A 20,968-nucleotide genomic window follows, 5' to 3' on the forward strand; every position below is an offset into this window, starting at 1 on the left:
TATGGTACGATTCATCGATTCTTCTATTCGTAATTCAGGACATCCTTGACGGGGAGCCGGGATGCCTTCCAAGCCGGCCAGACGCCCGCCAGCCAGGAGAGGACCAGTACGGCGCACAGCCAGTACACTACCCCTTCCAGTGGAAACACATAATGCAGCGGAGCTTCAAAAAGGGCCCTGCCGACCCCGTCGCTGATCCTCCTGCTAACCGGCGGCCCCAGCACAGCCGAGACGGCAAAACCCAGCCCCCCGATCACCAGCCCTTCCCCGGCAACCATCCTCCGGACCGCTCCGTCCGATGCCCCGATGCTCCGCATAATGCCGAATTCCCTGGTCCTCTCCAAGGTGCTCAGGGAAAGGGTTCCCGTCAGGCCGAGCCCGGCCACGAGCACCAGCATCAGGGCCATCATCGATAAAAACACGGTCACAATCCCGTAACGCGACCGCTCCGCTTCCCGGACGTCGGCCGTCAAGGAGGGCGCATTCACCTTCATCCCCGCCGCACTCAGCCGCGTTTTCACCTCGGCCGCCGCTTGGGCGGCTGCATCCCGATCCCCGGCTTCCGTACGAAGCTGGAGCATCCCGGCCCGTCCGTCCGCGCCAAGCCAGGAGGTGAACGGCCCGTAGCTCACATAGGCATCCACCTCAGCGGGGGCGGCGGCGAAGCCGACGACACGCCAGCTCTTCACCTGCCCCCCGACCTCCAGCCGGATTTGGCTGCCGATCCGCACGTCCGTCTCCCTGCGCAGCAGATAGGAGTTCAGGACGATGTCGTCCTCCCCTCCGCTGCCCAGCCAGCGTCCTGCCGACATGTGCGGAATCAAGAACGGGCTGCCGGGCGGCACCGCGTAGAGAGACAGGTCCTGGCTGCGCGTTCCATCCGGCCGCTGTCTTACCGCCATGCGGCTGTACCAGCTCTCCGCCTCCCGGACGCCCGGTGTGCCAAGAGCCAGCCGCTCCGCTTCCTCTCCCGGCTGGACGCTGCTAAAGCTGATGCGGGCGTCATAATTCGTGAAGCCCGCCGCATCCTCCAGCGTCCGCTCCAACGACGCCCGGACGCTGAACACCGAGAGGACCGCAGCACCGCCGATCCCGAGTGTCAGGACCGTAAGGGCAAGCCTTCCCTTCCGGCGGAAGGTGCCGCGAAGCGAAAGCAGCAGCGGGCGGGAGAGAAACGGCAGACCGTCCCACACCCAACGTGTCCCTGACCGGCCGGGGCTGGTGCCCGCGGTTGTCCCCCCGATGGCGCTGCGCTCCGGCAGCCGGACCGCCCAGAGGACGGGTGCGGCTGCGGCCAGCAGCGGCAGGAGCAGCCCGACGGCCGCCTGCTGCAGCAGAACCTCGAGCGGCATACCGGGCGTCTGTTCGAAGCCCATCAGACGCACCGCATGGTCTGTAATGATCATTGAGGCGCCCCAGCCCAGGGGGATGCCCGCCAGCAGCGCGAGGATGCCGATGAGCGCCATGCTGCCAAGATACATGCGCAGGAGCGCCATCGTATCCGCCCCCATGACCTTCATCACGCCGATCTGCCTCAGCTGTCCAAGGGTCGTCGCCGACACCGTATTCACGATGAGCGTGGTACCGAGCAGCAGCACCAGCCCGCCGAAGCCCTGCAGAATGAGTCCCATCGACGCCACCAGGTCATAGGCCCAGTGCCTGCCCGGAGGGGGGATGTCAAGGGACAGCACATTCACACCATGCCGCTGGAGCACGTCCCTGATCCGAACAGCCGTATCGTTCAGATGCCGAATGCTGTGCTCTTCCCTGTCCACCTTTAGGGACAGCAGATTATAGCTGCCTGACAGGCCCAGGTCCCTTAAGGTGTCCGCTGCCACATAGCCGTAAGCGCGGCCCGCAACGGCGGCCGTATCCCGGATCGGGTCCCTGACGGCTCCCGCGATTCGGAGCCTATGTATCGTTCCCCCGCCAAAATCCACCCACACGCGCTCACCGGTATGAAGTCCCGCCACCTCCATCGCCGAACGCTCCAGTACGATTTCGCCTTCCGGCGGAGGCCACAGGCCCTGCACCGGATATACCCGTTCCATACGCAGCCCCGGGAAATCGTCCGAAGCAAAAAGCTGCAGCTCGGTCCAGCCCGTCCCGGCCGGCTCCCCTTCCAGTCCGGTGTCCGGATGGAGGCGGCCATACAAATTCCTCCTGGCTTCGGCGGCTTTCACCCCGGCTTCTCTGCGGATCATTCCGAGGAGCTCCCTGTCGAATGATTCGGTAAGGAAGGTCATATGGGAAGGGCTCGAGTCTTCATAGCTGTCATTCATGCCCTGCAGAAGGATGAGCTTCGACCGGCCGATCATGCCCATGCCGGCGACCCCGAGAGCAACGGACAGGACCACAAGCAGCGTCCGGGCTTTGTGCAGCCACAAGTCCCGCCATACCTTCCGCCAGCGTATCGATAGCAGGTCCCTTCCCTCCCTGTAGATCACCGTGATATAAACCTTTCGAACGATTCTATTCTATTCGAACGATTCTATTATAAAGGGAATTCGATCTTTTTCCACAAAAAACAACAAACTCTACGTCCCTTCTGCTACTATAGGGAGCATCAAGATCGAAATCGGGGCCTTCGGAGGCGAAGCCCGCATGGAGGAACATCTAGTGGCACGTGTTCGTACTCAGCTCAGTAAACATCATCCCTTCTTCTTGGCAGCAGCTCTGCTGCTCCTCTCGGCCGGCATCGCAGCAGGCAGTCTGTATGGCAGTACGCCAATGTCCCATATCGGAAAAAAGCAGGCGCTCCTTCGTCTGGAAGACGTGGGGCCCGGAGGCGCCTATGCCGGGGCGGAAGATCTCGGCAGACTGCGGGCCGTGCTTCAGGAATTGAAAGCGCAGCACGTCCCATTCAGCATCGCCGTCATTCCCCACTGGATCGCCGTCCAGGGCGACGGCTCCCTCTACGACAAGGAGATCGGCCGGGAAGGCGCGGAGCCTTACCTGCACCAATTCGTTCAGGTGCTGCAGTCCGCGCAGCGGGATGGCGCGGCCCTCGGCATGCACGGCTACTCCCACCAGTACGGTACCGTCCCCCGGGGCGACGGCGGGCAAACCACCGGGATCGGCCGCGAGTTCAAGGTCGAAGGCGCTCCGGAGTCGGACGAACCGTCGTACGCCGAGGCCCGCATCGACAGCAGCCTGAGGGCGTTCGAAGCTGCCGGGCTGCTCCCGCGCTTCTGGGAATCCCCCCACTACCAGGACACCCGCGCGCAGGAGGAAGTGTTCCGCTCCAGAATAGGGCTGCTGTACGAGCCCGACTTCTTCTCTCTCCGGTCCCTGCGGGACAGTCAGGTGTACGAATCGGAGAATACGTACGGGGAGCAGCCAACCCTGGGGTCGGTCTATGTCCCCGCGCCTCTGAAATACATCCATGAGGGACGAACGGTGGAGCAGCTGCTCGAGCAGTCCGAGGATTACAGCGGCCTGGCTTCCCTGTACTTTCACCCGATGCTGGAGTTCCCTTATCTCGAGCCGGTTCTGACACCGGACGGGACGCAAGCTGCAGAAGACGGATTGCCCCTGTACCGTTACAAGCCGGGGGAGTCTCCTCTGCACAAGCTGGTGAGCGGGCTTCGGGCGCAGGGGTACCGCTGGCTCTCCCTCGCCGAAGCGGTACCGTTCACCCCGGCTCACCGGGTAGCCCTTCCGGGTGCGGACAAGCCCAAACAAGTGCTGTACGGCGATGTGCGGGGAGCCGGGCATGCCGATCCGGTCATCGTCCGAGGGGAGCGGGTCGAGGTCATTGAAGGCCGCTACACCGGTCCGCGCAGCGACACGCAGCCCGCCCCGCGCGCTTGGCTCCAGGGCTCGTTTGCGGATGGGGACCGGCTGTGGCTCGATGACACGGATGGAGACGGCAGACAGGATCTGCTGCATTACCGCAGCCTGGACGGCGCCGTTCTGGTATACCGCTCCGGCGGGCAGGGCTTCTCTTCCGCAGCCCCCTATGCGCAGCTGCCCACCGGACTGCGGGAGGTCATAAGCTATCATCCGAAACGGCCGGAGCGTGATGGCAGATGGGGTCCCTTCTTCATCGCTTCCGGACAAGGGCGGTTAAGCGTATGGGAGGGTTCTTCACCTCCGGTAGAAACGGCGGGGCTCCCCCTGCCGGAGGATGCCGAGTGGCTCGCCGTTCGTCCCAGCGAAGGCGGCGGAGCTGGAATTGCCGTCCGGTCCGCAGCGGGCGTGCTGCTGTACCCGGATGACGGCCAAGGGAGCCTCGGTCCTGCCGTCTCCCTTGCTGCGCTTCCCGCCGCCAGCCGCGGAAGCGAGCTGCTGGGCATGGATGCCGACGGGGATGGCGACACGGACCTGACGTTGTATGAACCGGAAGCCGGAGCCTGGCAGGTGTACCGCAATGAAGGGGACTTCCGGTTCGCCGCGATGCCGAACGGATACGGCCCTTGGGCATCGGGCGCCGGCCGTACGGGGGCTGCGGCTGATTTTGACGGCAATGGGAAGGAGGATCTCGTCTCTTACGATGGGAGGCGCCAGGTGCTGGATCTGTCCCTGTCTTATCAGGAGACACCGGCCGGGAAGGATGGGGCCCGGAAGTAAGACAGTTATGAAGCGGTATGTGGACGCGCAACCTGGGCAGCACCAATAAACAGCCCTTAACGAGGCGGCTGGAGTCTGAAGACAGCCAGGCACGGTGCACTTCGGATAAGCATTCCGAAGTGAAGCAGAAAAACAGCGGGAAATTTGTTAAGTTCTTCCCCGGAAGGGTCATACTTAGACTAGGGTAGCGGCTGGCTCGCGGTACCCAAATCACCCATAATGCTTAGGCTTGCCGTACGAATACCGAAGGGGGAGCGCCCATGAGTCCGATGAATAAACGGCTGCACAGCCTGTTCAATAAAGCCCGGTTCGCGGTCCGCAGCAGGCTCAGCTTCAGCCTGGGCCCCGTCCGCCTCAAGGCCGCCTCCAAGGAAGGCTTGTTCGGCGATCCCCATGTCCGCCGCAGAGAACAGGAGTTCATCGAACGGTATGATTTCACCCGGTGGCACAAGCGGCTTGGAGCACAGGATTACCGCTTGAATCTGTATGTTCTCGATCTCCTCGAAGCCTGCCGTCCCCACATGGCTTCCCTGGGAATAGAGCGGGTCCGCGCGGTGGATGTCGGAAGCCGAACCTTTTATTATGCGCCGGCCTTATTCCACTTCTACCGGACCCTCGCTGCCGTGGAGCGGCTGCACGGCGTGGAATTCGACGCGTACCGTCGCTACCGTACGGGATATACGGCTTACGATTATGCGCAGGCTTATCTGCGGGAGCTCGGTTGTCCCGCTGCCGCTTACCTGCCCATGGACTTCCTGGGCTACCGGGAGCCGTTCAACCTCTGCACCTTCTTTCTCCCGTTCGTCACGGAGGATCCGCTGCTGCATTGGGGGCTGCCGCTGGAGAGCTTCCTTCCGTACCGGCTGTTCGAGCACGCCTATCACCATCTGGAATCGCCCGGCGTACTGATCATCACCAACAAAGGCCTGGAAGAACAGGCACAACAGCATCGGATCCTGGACTCCCTGCAGATCGGTTACCGCAATCTGGGGCCGTTCACCTCGCCCTTCTATTCCTATGACCTTCCAAGGTATGTAACTCTTGTGATCAAATCCGGTTTTTCAACCGATTAAGGCAGTCACACAACAATAAGCCCCGGCAGAGCAGCCCCCGCCCGGGCACAACAGGTATGCGTCAGTCTCTCCGAAGCCGGCTGACCGGGGAACTCGCTCTTGCGGACCGTGGAATTGCCATGCCCGGCTTGGGCCGGCGGTAGACAGGCTCCTTCGTTTGGCTGCCCGGCAGACGCGTCGATCTCCGGGAATCGCCGAGCCGGCAGTTCTGCAGACGGCTGCTCCGCAGGGCGGCCGCACACTGATCAGCGGTTAACTCGCTCCGTGTGGCAACAGCAACCGGATACATCAGGTTCGAGGTATTCGCCGGGATCTGGGCCACATGACCGAGGCTCAGGACATGACCTATTTCATGGGCAAGGGTTGTTGGGGAGTAGCCGTTCGTAATCACTACCGCAGGCCCCGAATCCGTGATGAAAGGCGCACACCCGATGGCCCCTCCAATCAGGGGGCCTTTGACATAATAGACGGCGACGTCCGTAGTCAGCGCACCCGGTCTGTAATTGAGCCACGCCCGGAAATAAGGATGAAGGCTCGAGAATGGAACGCCGCAGGGGAATGTCCCCGGATTCACAATGGGTCCCGTCTGAAAGCGCCGGAAAGTGGGACCTCCTGCCGCCGTCCGGAAACGAATGGAGAAGTAGATGCCGCAGCTTCTCCAGATACGGATCATCCGGTTCATATGGTCGATAAAGGCAGCCTGTGTAATCGTCGAATCCGGCGCGGCATACACCGAGAGCACCAAGCAGCGGACCGTCGTTTGGGAGATTCGGGCCGGCTTCGTGCCCAGGCGCCCCCGGCTGCTCCCGGCACCCGGAGCCCGTAGAGTTTGGAGTCTCGGCAAGCGGTTCTTAGGCTTCATCGCTATCCCATCCTATCCTAGTAGAATAGAATAGGATATTACTAGTTTCCCCCGGCTGCTTGTACGAAAATACCGGTGAAGACGTGAAAGCTGCGAAAATGGGGCATTCTGATCATCTCATCGGGCTGCCGCTAGGGCAGCCTCCGCTCCCGCTTCTCCAGCTGGTTCGCATGGTGGAACTTGTAGATACGGAGGCTTTTGAACAGGATGATCTTGCCTACCGCGTAGACGGGAACGGCGATGAGCAGGCCCACGAAGCCGGAGATGGAACCGGCGGCGACGACAAGAAGGATGACGGTCAGCGGATGGATATCCAGCTTATCCCCCATGATCTTGGGCTGGAGCATATTGCCTTCGATCTGCTGCACGACGAGGGTGACGAGTGCAGCCTTCAAGGCCATCACCGGACTCACCGTAAGGGCGATGAACAGCGCGGGAATGGCCCCGATGAACGGTCCGAGAAAGGGGACGACATTGGTGAACATCGCGAACAGCGCCAGGATGAAGGCAAAATCGAGGCCGATGAGCAGATACCCAAGGTAGATGAACACGCCCACGAAGGCGGCCACGAGCGCCTGGCCCTTCACATACGCCGAGATGGTGAAATCCATCTCGAGCAGCATTTTGCTCAGCTCCCCCTTGTACTCCTCCGGAAACGGCCGGACGACCCTCGTATGGAAGCTTGTGCTGTCCTTCAGAAAGTAGAAGAGAATGAACGGGACGAGCGTCAGCGTCGTTGCCGCGCTGGCGAACGCCGAGACAATGCCCCCTACATTGTTTTGTGCCCACCCGATCAGGGAACGCAGCGTGGCGCTGACCCTCTGCTCGATGTCCTGGACGGAGAAAAACGTGTTGTTTTCCTGCAGCAGGTCATCCGTCTTCTTCGTGGCATCTTGAATGCTCTCCTGCAGATTGCTCGCCAGATCGACGAACTGCTGCTGAATCATCGTACTGATATAGCTGCCCGCCGTGGACATCAGCATGGTCAGGATAGCAAAGATGAAGAGGATCGCCATCGTCCTCGGCAGCCGCTTGCCCTCCAGATAATCCACGAAGGGGCGAAGCAGATAGAAGAGAAAGCCGGAGATCAAGAGCGGGAAGAATAACGCGGAGAACATCTGCCGGAAGGGGGCGAAGAAGTAACCGATCTTGCCGAGCAGAAAAATCACCAGGAGCACCAGAATGGCACCGACCGTATATTTGAAAAAATTCTCTCTGTACCACATAGGCATCCCCCTGTTCAGCACTTCCTTTCCCTACATTACCATGGGGAAGAACGGCTGAATCAGAGCGGCCGCTGCCGGGCTTAAGGATGATGGAGGCAAATGGAGTTCCGCACTGCACTTCTTCGGAACGCGGACTTCTGCTGGGGTACCTGGACCGCTCTGCTGGGGGGACGCCGGCCCCCGGCGATCCGGAATAGAACGATTGGCTTGACGTGGAATGGATTCCCGGGTAATATTTAGTAGTATTCTTGAATACGCATATAGTGAACATCATGTCGAAGAGGAGGCTGTCCATGTGATCGAAGAACTGCGGCGGATCGGCCTCAATGATCTGGAGGCAAGATGCTACCTGGCCCTTCACGAAGAACAGGGAATCACCGGGTATGAGGTGGCGAAGAAGGTGTCGGTCTCCCGCACGAATGTGTATGCTGCCCTGCGCTCCCTGGCGGATAAGGGCATGTGCCGGATGATCGAGAGCGAACCGGTGGTCTACGAAGCCGTCCCCATCGAACAGCTGATCCGGCTGCTCCAGGCGGACTTCGAGCTCACCTCGCGCACCCTGCTGAGCCGCCTGCAGGCCCCGCCCCCGTCATCCAAGTCCTTCTACAGCTGGCATGGGGACAAAGCCGTCGGCACCGCCATCCGGCGCCTCGCCGCTAATGCGGACCGGAGCATCCTTGTCGACCTGTGGGCCGAGGACCTCCACCTGGCTGAGGAAGCGCTGCTTGAGGCCGAGTCGCGCGGCGTCGCCGTCACCGTGATCAGCATCGGCCCGTGCCATACGCCGCTGAAGCAGGTCCTCGTGCACAAGCGCAGCGAGGAGTGGAACAAGTCCGAGACCCGCAAATTCTCAATGCTCTGCGATTCGCGGTCCGCCCTGCTCGGCAGCTTCGGCAGAGCGCTGAAGCCTTCCCTGCTGGAGACCGATCATCCTTCGCTGGTGGAGCTGCTGCAGAACGGCTTTTATCACGACCTCGTCATGGAACGGATCGAGCGGGATCTGGGCGGGGAGCTGGCGGAGAGATACGGGGAGCATTACGAACGCATTATCGGGCCTTACAAGGAATACCTGTAGTCCGCTGCAGGCATTCCTTTTTTCAGACCATTTTTTAGTCGTATTTATTAATACTTCTATAATCAGGAGGAATAGAACCATGATCCATGTAAACATCCAAGGAATTCAAGACGCTTTTCGCCTCATCGGCCGCGAGCTGGTAGAGAAGTGTTCCGCGGAGCCGCCTCCGGTAACGCTCGAAGAGCTGTATCATAGATTTCTGGAGACGAATGCCGCGGCAGAGCACGAGCTGCGTAGGCGGCTCGATGATCTGCATCCCGGGATAGGCTGGTCCGAGGCGGAGCTGGATTTCGGCCGGCAGCAAAGCCCCGAGCAGGACGGCGCCTACTGGGTGCTTGACGCCGTGGACAGCATGATGCACCTGCATCAGGGCATGTCGCTCTGGGCGATGTCGCTCTGCCTGATCGACGGCGGCGTGCCGGTCTTCTCTGCGGTGTATGACCCGCACCGCGATGAATTTTTTCACGCGGTGCGGGACGGCGGCGCCTTCCTGAACGGTAGGCCGATCCGCACCGCACGCAAGACCGCCCTGTCGGCGGCCCTGCTCGCGACGGCCCCTCCGGCGGTGCCCGAGCCCGACCCGGCCGTCACGGAAGCTGCGGCGCGAAGCTACGGACTCCTTCTTCCGGAAGCCTTCCTCATCCGGATGATGGGCTCCGTCGCCCTGCAGCTCGCCTATGTGGCCGGCGGCCGGTTGGACGCCTACTGGGAGTATGGCGAGTCCCTGTACAACTGGGCGGCTGGCGCACTGCTCGTCTCCGAAGCCGGGGGGCATGTCACCGGGCCGGCCGGGGAGCCGTTCACCTGGGGGTGCACAGGCATTATCGCCGGCCATGAGCCGCTGCGGGCGGGGATTCAGACGGTGCTGCACCCATAGGCCGCCGTCCTGCCGGATCAGTCTCCCGGCAGGACTACCTTCAAGATGCAAGGCGCCACCTGCCGCAGCTCAAGCGCCCTCTTCGTCAACCACTTCCCAGGCGATCTCTATCATCCGGTCCGCCCAGCTGCGGATGTTGATCTCAATGGCCTGCTCAATCTCTTCGTCGGTGAGCTCGCCGAGCTTCGTCTCCTCGATCACGAGCTCTTCCCTCTTCACGGGTTGGCCGGCTACCGACAATTGCACTTGAATGCGCATATTCTATGCCCCTTTCCACGCTCCGGGTTCCCGCAGTGTTACGTTCATACGTTCTAGCTCGACAATAGGCAATTCGGGCGGCGAAGTCAACCCCAGGCCCATCGGCTGAAGACGGGCGCCCGGACCGCCAATGCCAAGAGACCGCTGGAGCTCTCCAGCGGTCCACTTATTCTTCAGTCGCCGCCCCACACGCCATGTTCGGCAGCGGCGGCAGTTGTGCCGGCCGGCTTCAAGAGAGCTTTGCTCTCCCAGGCCCGGCTTCTCCACCGGAGCAGCATCATCAGGCCGCGAAGCCATTCGTCCGCGGTGAATGCGATCCAGACGCCGAGCAGGCCCATGCCCAGCTTGATCCCGAGCAGGTAGGCAAGCGGCACGGCGACGCCCCACATCGAGAGCACTCCCATCATGACCGGGAACCTGGCGTCCCCCGCTGCGCGAAGCGAGTTGATGACCACAAGATTGAAGGTACGTCCGGGCTCCAGGATGATGGACAGCAGAAGAATGCTTGAGCCCATCGCGATAATATCCGCATCCGTCGTGAACAGTCCCATGAGCTGCTCGCGGAAGAGCGAAGCGCACCCCACTACGGCCGCGGTCAGCAGGAAGCAGAACCGCAGGCTTGTCAGCAGCCTGTGATAGGCCGCCTTGGTCTCTCCCGCCCCGATCATATGGCCGATTAGGATCTCCGTGCCCATCCCGATGGCCATGCCGAGCGCCATGAAATAGTTGGAAATGTTCATCACGTACACATGGGTGCTCAGTGCGGCTGTCCCGATGAGATTGATGAAGCTGACGGTCATCATGTGCTGGGACTGCCAGGAGAGATGCTCGCCTGCGGAAGGCAGGCCGATCGAGAGAATCTGTCTCACATAAGTGCCGTTCCACGTAGTGTAATCCTTCAGCCGTATCGGAAACGGAATGCGCCGGTACAGGATGAAGATCAGAACCACGAGGCCGATCAGCCGGCTGGCGGCCGTGGAGACGGCAGCCCCTGTTACCCCCAGCTCCGGGAATCCGAAGTGGCCGAAGATCAGCAGATAATTGCCGGCGATGTGGATCAGATTCACACCGAGGGTGACGAACATGACATCCCTCGTCTGTCCGTTGGAGCGGATAATCGAAGAGATGGCATACGACAGGGCTTCGATCCAGATAAAGGAGCCGATAATCGTCAGATACTGCTTGGCGATCGCCGTCTGCTCCGGCGGCAGATTCATCAGACGCATGATTCCTTCGCCGAAGACCACCAGGGTCAGGCTGACGAGGAGGCCAAAGATCAAATTGATCGTGATGGCCAGCGCCGAGATGCGGCTCGCCTCCTGTGCCCGTCCGGCACCGAGGAACTGGGCGACGGCCACGCTGGTGCCGATGCCGACAAAGCCGAACATCAGAATACAGAAAACAACGATTTCATTGGCCAGGCCGACGGCTCCGGTGACCCGGTCCGAGATGCGGCTGAGCATATACACATCGGCTGTGCCGAGCAGCATTCGCAGGACGGAATCGACGAAGATCGGCCAGGTGACGGCGAACAGGCTTAATTTTTTCCATGTAGGCAGAGATTCGGTATTCACAGTACAGGCTCCTCATGTTTTCAAATGCCCCCAGTGTATGTTACGCAAACGGTTACAGTCAAATGATTCTTTCATCCGGACGCCATTAGGGTAAACCGCTTCACCTGCCTTCGCGGCAGCACTTCTTCAACCAGCAAAAAGAAACCCGCCGAGGGCGGGTTTCCCACTTCATGCAGGCGGCGGAGGACATTCCATCCGCCGGCCCGGGCTATGCTCCCGCAGACACCCTGCCTGCGATATACTGAACGTCGGTCAGGTCCACGCGCGCATCGCTGTTAAGATCGAACGCCGGATCATACCCGGCATCCCCCTTCGCGGATCCGTAGGCCTGGGAGATCAGCACGAGATCGCTCAGCCCGATCACTCCGTCGTGATCGAAGTCTCCTCTGCCGATCTGGATCGTCAAGACCTGCGGCTGCGCCGCCTGCCGCACGTTCCCCTGGCTGTCCGCAAGGGATGAGGACAGCAGCCGAAGCTCCGTGCCGCCGTTCTGCAGCGCGGTGAACTTCAGGGTCACCAGCCCTACGCTCCCGTTCTTACCCGGTACAGATCCGAGCAGGGAGCCCGTCAACCCGACTGTCTCGGCCTGCAGGCCGGTAGCCGACAGGACGGCATCCTTCTTTTCTTTGCCGAACTCGCCGTGCAGGGTCACGGTGTTCAGCTTTAGCCAGCTCCGGTCATACTGCAGCCTGAGCAGGAACGCATAGAGATCCGCTGCTTGATCGGACCGCACGGTGACCTCAACTGGAGAGCCCTTCGCGAGGAACCCGGATTTCAACTGCAGCGATACGGCAGGCGTTTGCGTTACAGGACCATAGGCTGCGGTCGTAACCGATGCGGCAGCCGCCGGCCCCGCATTCCCGGCCGCATCCACGGCACGTACACCGAATTCGTACAGCGTCTCCGGCGCAAGACCCGTAACGGAGTAGTTATACACAGCCCCGCTGACGGTATCCAGCAGCTCGGTGCCGCGGTAGACCCGGTAGGCAGAGACGCCTGTATCATCCAGGGCTGGGATCCACGCCAGCTTCACCGAGCTGTAAGTCACATCCTGAACCGTAAGCGCACCCTCCTGGGACGGCCAAACCGGTGCTGATGTATCCACCGCCGACTGTGCAGGCGTGGAGACCTTCAGCGCAGGGGTTACGGCGGACACATTCCCAGCGGCATCCACCGCTTCGATCGAGAAGGTATAGGTGGATGCAGGCTGCAATCCTACAGCCGGGTAGGCGTAAACCGAACCGGCAACGCTCCCGATCAGCGATTCGCCCTGGTAGATGCGGTACTGCTCTACGGCTGCGTTATCGGTCGCCGGCTGCCACTGCAGCAGGGCCGAGTTATATGTCACCTCTTGTACGGTTAGCGCATCTGCGGAAGGCCAGACGGGGGCTTCCGTGTCCGCTGCTCCCGTCCGGATCTCGAACAGGGTGCGGCCGAGGCCTTTGTACCATTTGCCGTTCGCGTGCTGCACTTTTCCCACATAGTACGAGGTTAGACGCTCAGGCTCCCGCGCTCCGGCCCTGGCAACATACAGGTCGGCGCCGTCAACGACAGCTAATTCCCCATCCGGCTGCAGTTCCTTGACGATCGCTTCGCTCCCGGAGGAAGTGACCTGCCGGCTCTCTCCCTGCGGCGAACGGAGGAATGCCTGCTTTGAGTCCCCCCCGGCTGGAGCCGTGTAAGCAATCCATCCGCCGGCTGCGAGATAGGTGCCCACCGGGCCTTGGGCGACCGTCTCCACCTGCCCTCCGTCATAAGCATGCAGCGATTCCACGCCGGCTTGCTTAAAGACGATCCGGCCGCCATCCGAGATTAGGCTCTCGATGCCGCTTTGTCCGGTGAGCACTACTTCCTCGGTTCCATCCGTCCTCCATCTCTTGATCGCATCCCCCTGCACCGTGAGCAGGTCTCCGCCGGATTCAAGATATGCGCTGCTGAACTGGGAGAGCGGATACCGTCGTGCTTCGCCGGTCTCCAGGTTCAGCCATACCCACTGGCTGCCGTACTCTCCGCTGTGATAGAGCGCCATATTCCCTTGGGTCTGCACATCGCTCTCGATGGGGTCGGCCAGCTCCCTGGCTTCTGTGCCGTTCCAGAAGTAGGTTTTGTCCTGATCGTATGGATCCGTCACACTGAACAGCAGCCCGGCCGGTGTGAGATGAAAGCCGCCGCCGAACCGTTCACCGATCGGAGCCGAGGGAATCTCGGTCTTCGTTCCGTCCGACCGCACGATCTGGTACAACTTATTGTTCGAGAGGGCAAATACTCTCGCCTCATCGTAAGCGACGATATCGAACGGACCGGTCTCTCCGATCGAGTAAACCTGCTGAAGCCTCGGATTGTTCTCGATATAGAGCTTGGACCGGTACGCGGTCGACATGCCCGTGTCGTCCGTTAAGCGGGCGTACAGCGAGGCGGAGCTGCCATAGCTACCCGGCACATCCACCCACTCGTCGACATGGTCCGTACCTTCGAACGGGGAAAACGTATTCCCGCGGTCATCTCTCAGGTCCCCATAAATATTGGGATTCGAGGCGTTGCTGAGCACATTCATCCGGACATGGAGCCTGCCGTCCGTTACCACGGAATTCTCGAGCGGTTCGATCACCTGAAGCTCGGGGTTCGGCAAGTGAACATACGTCGTCTGGGCGGCTGCAGTCCCCCCTTCCACATCCTCGACTTTAACGATCACGGTCTTCTCGCCATAGGCGATGCCCCCGAGTGGAATTTCTCCGCAGTACGGACCCTCGTAAGAGCAGACCCGCAGATCGACCTCTGTCGAATCGATGCTCGCTTTGACGCTGCGGATGGGGTACTTGGACTCCACCCAAGCGGTAACGGGAAGATGATTCTCACTCACTTCCCAGAAGGACGACAGGCTCATGGTGACCTTGATATTCTCCGAAGCATAAACCGAAGCGGATAGTTGGAGGAAAAGCATCAGGGCGAGAAGCGGGGTGAACAGCCTTTGAATCATGGGATTAAAACTCCTTTTCATTCGGATACATTTTGTATCGCAAAAGACAGATCCTGCCGTCTTTTGTTCTCTTGTGCCGATTCTTGGAGGCTCTCGTTCCAGCTCCTCCCTTCCTTTGACATAAACAGACAATTCGACCTCATTATAATAAACTCCGCTGTGTCACGTAAAGACAAGAAATGGCAAAAGTGCCCCGAAGGGACCATGGGCCGGGAGCAGCCGGCATTCTAGACAGAGAAGTAAGGCCGACTGGCCCCGCGGTCTTGGTATTTCAATGACGCCTACCCGCCGCTTCCCTGCGCTCCTCCGGCCTCCTTCACCCCTTGGCGGTCTCGAGCCTGCGCCACAAGGCCTTCGTGTACGCGACCTTCATGCCGATCCGCTCCATATTGGCCTGGCTGGGCGAGCCGAAGGCCGCTTGTCCCACCAGCAGGCCGCACTCCTGCCGTACGGCCTCCTCGAGCCTTGCGAGCAGCAGCGCGCTTTGGCACCCGAGCCGGCGGAACCCGGGCAGGGTGGCTGCCGCGGCCAGCGAGCCGGTCCCTTGCTCTGCATGGAGCACCCCGACCGCGGCAGGCTGATCGTCGTACAGCGCGAGGTAGAAGCGCCAGCCGCTCCGGCCGTACAGCACGCGATTGTTCTCAGCAACAGCGGGCTGCAGGAACGCCGGCATGCCGAAGGAGGCCGTGTAGATTTCGGCATACAGGCCAAATTCATCCTCCCGCAGCCTCCGGACAGCCAGCCTTCCGCTTCGCGGATCCGCGGAAAGACCCAGCTGCGGAACGAAGCCGCACAGTGACGTATGAAAGCCGGATTGACCATACCCCCGCTCCGCCAGCCGGGTCAGCAGGGCCGGCGCGGCACCGAAGGGCACGATGTCGAACCGGCAGGCCGCCTCATGCTCCGCATAAAAGTCCAGGATCTCATCCACAAGGTCCTCGTCTCCTTCCTCCAGTCCCAGTCCCCTGACCGAATTGAAATCCGGAATAGCTTTGACGAGGAAGGCATGAACCCGGCCGAAGCGCCGGATGTACACGCCGTGGGGGTTCCCCTCCTGCTCGCGAATGGCTTGAAGCCGGGAAGCCACCGCGCGGATCTCCGCTTCTTCCACCTTTACCGCCGTCCCGCTGTTAAGCCTCTGCATCGTGCCCGCCTCCTGCTCCTCTTTTTTCCTTATTATACCATGCCTCCACAAAAAAAGAGCGCTTCCTGACGGAAACGCCAGAATGCGCTATAAGCCTACTCCCTCGCATCCACCCACTCGGTCAGCAGCCGGTCGAACGCTTCCGGCTCCTCCCACATCGGGTTGTGCCCGCTGAACTCGAACACCGTTTTCTTCACATGGGCGCATCGCTCCTCGATTCCATCCCACAGAGAAACCGGAGCTACGAGGTAATCGTACCGCCCAAGTCCGATCCATACGGGGGCATGCACTTTACACAGACGCTCTGCGAGATCAATCTCCGCGAACACCCTGCCCCACAGATCGTCGATGATCTCCATGTTTGTGTACACACCCTCCCACATTGGAGCCGCATCCACCTCGGGGTCATAAAAGCTGTGCGCGGCCATCCGGATGCATCCGTGCGCAAACCGCCGCTCCGGCTCCCTCTCGATATCCCCCTGTAATAACGCGATGTCCCGCTCGAACTTCGCCTTGCGCTCCGCAGAGGCCGTCTCCTCGAAATGCCGGATGCTGCCCTGCCGGCGCTCTATGCTGTTCGTAGGCGCGGTATTCAGCAGAACCGCTTTGGCGGTATGCCCGGGATAAAGCCTTGCGTATTCGAGCGCTATGAACGCGCTGCCCGAATGGCCGAGCACCGTAATGCGCCCGAGCTTCAATGCCGTGCGGACGATCTCTATATCCTGCACGATCCGCTCCAGCGTGTAATCATCCGGCCCGATCTCGCGGGAAGGCTTGACGAAGGCCCGGTGGTCGATAAAAATGAACTGCAGCCTCTTCCGCAGCTCCGGAGAGAACAGCCGCGGATAATACGTTTCGCTGCCGACGATAAGAACGGGCGGACCTTCCCCCTCGATCCGGTAAGCGAGCGGGAAGCCGTCGATGTCAATGATGCCTCTGGATATCATGGTACTTGTCTCCTTTGCCGGGGTGCTAAGGAATTCCATCTCTCCCATGGTATCCTACGCACCCTTCCAGGCAAATGGAAACTTTGTTTGATAACTAAGGTTTACTGCTTGCCCTCCTGCGCTTCCAGATAGCTTCTCTTGCGCTGCAGGTAAGGAGGCGCGTCCAGAGGATCCTCGGGAATGAGCTCGATGAGGCACAACCGGCGGCTGCACTGGGCCTCAGCTTCGGCGATCGCCGCATCCAGCTCCCCGTTCGTCCGGACCCGGGCCGTGTAGGCCTCCCCGCCGAACGCTTCGGCCAGCCGCGTATACGACCATTCCGGGATTTCGTTGTACCGCTGTCCCTCCGTTTTTACGTTCAGGTACTTTTCGATCGTGTAGCCCCGGTTGTTCAGTACAAAAAGGATCGGACGGCAGCCGTAAGCGAGCATCGAGCTGATCTCCTGCACCGTCAGCTGCAGGGACCCGTCGCCGGTGAACAGCACCACCCTGCGCTGCGGGTCCGCCGCTGCCGCACCGAAGGCGGCCGGCACCGCATACCCGATGCTCTGCCAGCCTCCCTGGTGAATGTAGTCGGCTCCTTTCGGCAGACGGACCTCCGACATCCCGTAGGCGAGCGTGCCCGTCTCGACTACGACGATATCCCTCTCTTTCAGCATCCGCTGAAAGCGCGGATAATACGAGCGCGCACAGACCGCTTCTTCGGGGGCACCAGTAACTTCCTCATAGGGATGCCCGATCCGCGGCAGGCTGCCGAAGCGGAATCCGCTCTCCTGCAGCGTCCGCAGCATCACATCGGCTGGAATCCCCGGGTAGAGTGCCTCCCCGATCCGGACCGCTTCCGGCTGAATATCGATCAGCCGCGGGGAGTCCAGCTTCGCGGTGAAGTTCGCCAGGTTGCCGTCCGACCGGATGAGCCCTATGGCGATCACGCATCCGGCCTCTTCCACAGCGTTACGCAGCTCCTCGCTGCCGAAAGCGCCGCCGTACACGCCGATGTAATGCGGATGCGTTTCGTCGAACGCACCTTTGCCGAGCATGGTTGAGGCCGCCGGGACGTTCATCGCCTCAGCCAGACGCTCCACCTGCTCCCGCAGCCCATATCGCTGCACAGGCAGGTCGGAGAGGATTACCGCGCTGTGCGAACTCTCCAGCAGACGGCGCGCATGGGCCGCGGCCGCTTCAAGCGAAGCCGGGTTTATCGCATGCTGCGGTGGTGCCGTCGTCACCGGCCCGGCCTGTCCGACCGGCCGGTCGACGAGATCGATGGCGGTGACCAGATACACCGGCTTCTTCTTTTCCTTGGCCGTTCGGATCGCCTTGGGAATCTCAGCCGCCGCATTCTCCGGGGTGAGCACCGCGGTATAAGCCGTGATTCCCTCAATGGCTGTGCGGAACACGTCATATTCCCCGTCCAGCAGCGTATGGTGCAGGAGGCGGCGGTCCCGCTGGGCCGAGGATTTCGGTGAGCCGACAATGTGAACGACCGGCACGCTTTCGCTGTACGCCCCGGCTATGGCATTGGCCGCACTCAGCTCCCCGACGCCGAAGGTGGTGATCAGCGCGCCCAATCCCTTGAGCCGCGCATAGCTGTCTGCGGCATAACCGGCGTTAAGCTCGTTGCGGCCGCCTAGAAAACGAATCCCCGGCACCCTCTCCAGCTCATCGAGCAGGGTGAAGTTGTAGTCCCCGGGAACACCGAAGACCTCGGTCACTCCCTCCCGCTTCAGACATTCGAACAGAAACCTGCCGAGGGAGACTGCCTGCTCCGCCTTCCCTTCTGCTTGGCGGCCGTCTTTCTCTGTTTTGGCGGACATGCTGCACACTCCTTTCCTATCCCTGACGGATCTGGTTTGCGTTACCTACTCCTATTACCCGAATCGCGCTGATAAGCCCACCTGATTGAGGTCCTCTCGAGTAAGTGCATCCATCTGAAAATGCACCCAACTTAAGAAAAAAAGCATCCCGCCTGCGGTCCTACCCGCAAGCGGCGATGCTTTCCTCCCGTTCCGTTTCCAGCGGCATCCAGAAGGAGCAGTCGGCCCGTGAGAACCGCTTTTCTCCAATCTGCACCGAATGCTCGGTCATCGCCAAGATTCTCCCCCGCTGCACCATCTCCCTGCCCGCGAACACCAAGATCTCGGCTTGATAGACGAGAGCCGTGCACAGCTCCATATCATTAACCAAAGGCCGCATGCCCTTCCCCCCTTTGTAGTTATTTATCGACAAATAATTACAAATCCTGAAGAGAACTCCCGTTGGTTTCTCCAGGCAAAGGAGAGATTCATGGTACCCCTTACTTCGAATTCAACTCTTCCAGAAGGTCAGCCGAATCGTTCTTCACATTCCCGATCAGCGGCGACACTTCATACGCGTACATCTCCTCCGCAGGATACGGCCGCAGAAGCTGCTGCAGGTCCGCGGGATTCTCTACGCCCGGGTCGAGCCACGCCTGCTCCGCCTCCCGCGGCAGAATGACCGGCATCCGGTCATGCACCTCCCGGACGATGTCATTGGGCTCCGTTGTCAGAATCGTGCAGGTGGCAAGCTCTGTTCCGTCCCTCCCTCTCCACGTCTCCCAGAGACCGGCGAAGCCGTAGACTTCCCGGCTTTTCAGCCGGAAGCGCACCGGCTGCTTGGTCCCGCCCCCGCCTGTACGCCACTCGAGGAACCCGTCCGCCACAATGAGACAGCGCGAATGCTTCATCGGCTCCCGGAAGGCCGCCTTCTTGGCCGCCGTCTCGCTCCTGGCATTGAACGTACGGTACCCGATCTTCGGATCTTTGGCCCAGAACGGCACCAGTCCCCATTTGAGAGAGCGGATCCGGCTGGCCTGTCCGTCCTGGACGACCGCCCACACCTGCTGGCCCGGCGCCACGTTATACCTCGGATGATACTCCTCCAGTCCCCCGGCTATGTCAAAATGCTCCAGGATCACTTCCGGAGATACCGTGAGTGTAAATCGGCCGCACATACGAACGCCTCCTTTTCCCGCCTGATCACAGTGGTTTCCCTCTTATTACCCGGCGCGGCCTGTCTTCACAACATGACCGGTGACCGGTATGGGATTACGCACGTTTGTCCGCGCTCCAAAAGGGGATAGGCTCTCTTACTCCAATCAGCCGGCGATCGTAGCTATCCTTCAAAAAAAATGCAGCCCTCTCCCATGATCAGGAGGGGCCGTATGCATGGGGTGATGATCAATCTTCACGTGATCTCTCAGATGACACTTCCGCTCTGCGTCTTAAACCAAGCAGCCCCAGCAGGCCGGCAAGGCCCAGCCAATGGGAGTCCCGCTTCCCGGGTGCAGTGCCTGCAGCCCGGTACGGGGTGCCGCCCGGATCCCCCCAGCGCCCGTCGGTCAGATCGGCCTGCCCCAGTTCACCGTCCGTTCCCTGAACCCGGAATTGCGGAACGTTCGCATGGGGGGCCACCGTCTTGGCGAAGCTCGTATCCCAGAGCGTCGGGTTGGTTCCGTAGTAATCCACCACTCCGGTCTCCTGCGGTGGGCTTTGTCCCGCTGCCGGGTTCAGAGCCAGGAGCAGTCCCAGCCCTACGGTCTTGATCATGCGAACCCCTCCTTGTCAGCAGAATTCCATCCCTCTTCTTCTAGGTTTTCCTTCAAGAGGGGGACTTATCCGCGGAGGCTGCCAAGCGCCAAATAGACCCTCACCCGGTACGCCGGATGGGGTCTACTCTATTCTGTGTCCTGGCTGAAGTATGCCTTTCACCTGCCTTATAAGGGATAGCCTATCGCATTTTTGCACTTACACGAGCTGGAGCGCTTTCTCCAACGCGCCGGACGCGCCGAAGCCGTCGTGATAGTCGATCTTCTTTCCCTTCTTCTCGGCCAGCTCGCGGACCGCCCACATGGAAGTGTGCTTGATTGCCCCGCGGAGGACAATAATCACGTCGGCTTTGTTGATAATCCGCTGAAAGTACACATCGATCGAACCCCCGCCGGTTTTTCCGTCGTGATGCTCGACGAGCAGCCCGCGTTTCTCGCCTAGCTTCTTGAACGTATCCGTTTGGCTTCCTCCGATAATCGCTACCGTCTTCCTTTTCATTTCGCATGTCCCCCTTGTCAAATGGCTGATCGAATCTCCGCTGTTCCTTGTCTGATAGTTTTATGATACCTCAATTTCCATTTAAGTCAATAAGTTTTATCGGAATTAAGGGCGTTCGGGTGTATTGTTTTGTGTTCCGTTGTGCTTCGCACAAAGGTCACTTACAAAACAATACACCCTCACTGGGCAATGGAAAAGCAAGAGCCTTCTCCCGATTGCATACGGTTTCTGTTGGGATTAGCCGCCCGAGCGGCGGGAAGCCGCTTTAAAGGTCGCTTTCAAAACCATACATCCTCACTGGGCAATGGAAAAGCAA

At 60.5% G+C, this 20,968-nt stretch carries 17 protein-coding genes; 4 read left to right on the forward strand and 13 right to left on the reverse strand.

All coding sequences use genetic code 11. The annotated features are described in order from the left end of the window. Window positions 1-23: 23 nt before the first annotated feature. Entirely contained in the window at window positions 24-2,387 is a 2,364-nt protein-coding gene (locus tag ACP26L_RS21545) for an FtsX-like permease family protein (RefSeq protein WP_426446235.1), read from the reverse strand. 217 nt (window positions 2,388-2,604) lie between these two features. Between ACP26L_RS21545 and ACP26L_RS21550 the strand changes: the two genes are divergently transcribed. Continuing rightward, on the forward strand, window positions 2,605-4,572 hold the full coding sequence (locus ACP26L_RS21550; protein WP_426446237.1) for a DUF2334 domain-containing protein: 1,968 nt from the start codon (window positions 2,605-2,607) through the stop codon (window positions 4,570-4,572). Window positions 4,573-4,832: 260 nt separating this feature from the next. Then, the gene (locus ACP26L_RS21555; protein WP_426446239.1) at window positions 4,833-5,645 is read left to right on the forward strand and encodes a hypothetical protein; all 813 of its coding nucleotides are present in this window, start codon (window positions 4,833-4,835) and stop codon (window positions 5,643-5,645) included. 61 nt (window positions 5,646-5,706) lie between these two features. Here the strand turns inward: ACP26L_RS21555 and ACP26L_RS21560 are convergent, their stop codons facing one another. Together ACP26L_RS21560 and ACP26L_RS21565 are read right to left on the reverse strand one after the other, a co-directional pair. Further along, window positions 5,707-6,507 carry a hypothetical protein gene (locus ACP26L_RS21560; protein WP_426446240.1) on the reverse strand — a complete coding sequence of 267 codons (801 nt, stop codon included), beginning with the start codon at window positions 6,505-6,507 and terminating at the stop codon, window positions 5,707-5,709. A 131-nt stretch (window positions 6,508-6,638) separates the two neighbouring features. Beyond that, window positions 6,639-7,733 (reverse strand): AI-2E family transporter, encoded by a 1,095-nt coding sequence (locus ACP26L_RS21565; protein ID WP_426446241.1) that lies wholly within the window; start codon window positions 7,731-7,733, stop codon window positions 6,639-6,641. Window positions 7,734-8,028: 295 nt separating this feature from the next. Between ACP26L_RS21565 and ACP26L_RS21570 the strand changes: the two genes are divergently transcribed. Next, window positions 8,029-8,808: a TrmB family transcriptional regulator gene (locus tag ACP26L_RS21570; RefSeq protein ID WP_426446243.1), complete on the forward strand. Its 780-nt coding sequence runs from the start codon at window positions 8,029-8,031 to the stop codon at window positions 8,806-8,808. Between the two features lie 79 nt (window positions 8,809-8,887). Next, window positions 8,888-9,685, forward strand: a complete 798-nt coding sequence (locus ACP26L_RS21575) for an inositol monophosphatase family protein (protein ID WP_426446245.1) — start codon at window positions 8,888-8,890, stop codon at window positions 9,683-9,685. Window positions 9,686-9,754: 69 nt separating this feature from the next. On the opposite strand, the gene ACP26L_RS21580 is transcribed toward ACP26L_RS21575, so the two are convergent. The 10 genes from ACP26L_RS21580 to ACP26L_RS21625 form a co-directional block, all read right to left on the reverse strand. After that, entirely contained in the window at window positions 9,755-9,943 is a 189-nt protein-coding gene (locus ACP26L_RS21580) for a hypothetical protein (RefSeq protein ID WP_426446247.1), read from the reverse strand. 173 nt (window positions 9,944-10,116) lie between these two features. Continuing rightward, the gene (locus ACP26L_RS21585) at window positions 10,117-11,517 is read right to left on the reverse strand and encodes an MATE family efflux transporter (RefSeq protein WP_426446249.1); all 1,401 of its coding nucleotides are present in this window, start codon (window positions 11,515-11,517) and stop codon (window positions 10,117-10,119) included. Between the two features lie 208 nt (window positions 11,518-11,725). Then, on the reverse strand, window positions 11,726-14,494 hold the full coding sequence (locus tag ACP26L_RS21590) for a fibronectin type III domain-containing protein (protein WP_426446250.1): 2,769 nt from the start codon (window positions 14,492-14,494) through the stop codon (window positions 11,726-11,728). A 316-nt stretch (window positions 14,495-14,810) separates the two neighbouring features. Then, complete coding sequence (locus ACP26L_RS21595; RefSeq protein WP_426446251.1) at window positions 14,811-15,638, reverse strand: acetyltransferase; 828 nt, start codon at window positions 15,636-15,638, stop codon at window positions 14,811-14,813. Between the two features lie 95 nt (window positions 15,639-15,733). After that, window positions 15,734-16,585 carry an alpha/beta fold hydrolase gene (locus ACP26L_RS21600; RefSeq protein WP_426446252.1) on the reverse strand — a complete coding sequence of 284 codons (852 nt, stop codon included), beginning with the start codon at window positions 16,583-16,585 and terminating at the stop codon, window positions 15,734-15,736. Window positions 16,586-16,686: 101 nt separating this feature from the next. Next, window positions 16,687-18,402, reverse strand: coding sequence for an alpha-keto acid decarboxylase family protein (locus ACP26L_RS21605; RefSeq protein WP_426446253.1), 1,716 nt, complete (start codon window positions 18,400-18,402; stop codon window positions 16,687-16,689). A gap of 160 nt (window positions 18,403-18,562) precedes the next feature. Next, entirely contained in the window at window positions 18,563-18,781 is a 219-nt protein-coding gene (locus tag ACP26L_RS21610; RefSeq protein WP_426446254.1) for a hypothetical protein, read from the reverse strand. A 100-nt stretch (window positions 18,782-18,881) separates the two neighbouring features. Beyond that, window positions 18,882-19,559 carry an SOS response-associated peptidase gene (locus ACP26L_RS21615; protein ID WP_426446255.1) on the reverse strand — a complete coding sequence of 226 codons (678 nt, stop codon included), beginning with the start codon at window positions 19,557-19,559 and terminating at the stop codon, window positions 18,882-18,884. Window positions 19,560-19,785: 226 nt separating this feature from the next. Further along, window positions 19,786-20,154 carry a WGxxGxxG-CTERM domain-containing protein gene (locus tag ACP26L_RS21620; protein ID WP_426446256.1) on the reverse strand — a complete coding sequence of 123 codons (369 nt, stop codon included), beginning with the start codon at window positions 20,152-20,154 and terminating at the stop codon, window positions 19,786-19,788. Between the two features lie 198 nt (window positions 20,155-20,352). Continuing rightward, window positions 20,353-20,652: a DUF2325 domain-containing protein gene (locus ACP26L_RS21625; RefSeq protein ID WP_426446257.1), complete on the reverse strand. Its 300-nt coding sequence runs from the start codon at window positions 20,650-20,652 to the stop codon at window positions 20,353-20,355. Window positions 20,653-20,968: the final 316 nt, after the last annotated feature.

The sequence above is a fragment of the Paenibacillus sp. S-38 genome (genome assembly GCF_049942825.1).
GTDB lineage: Bacteria > Bacillota > Bacilli > Paenibacillales > NBRC-103111 > Paenibacillus_G.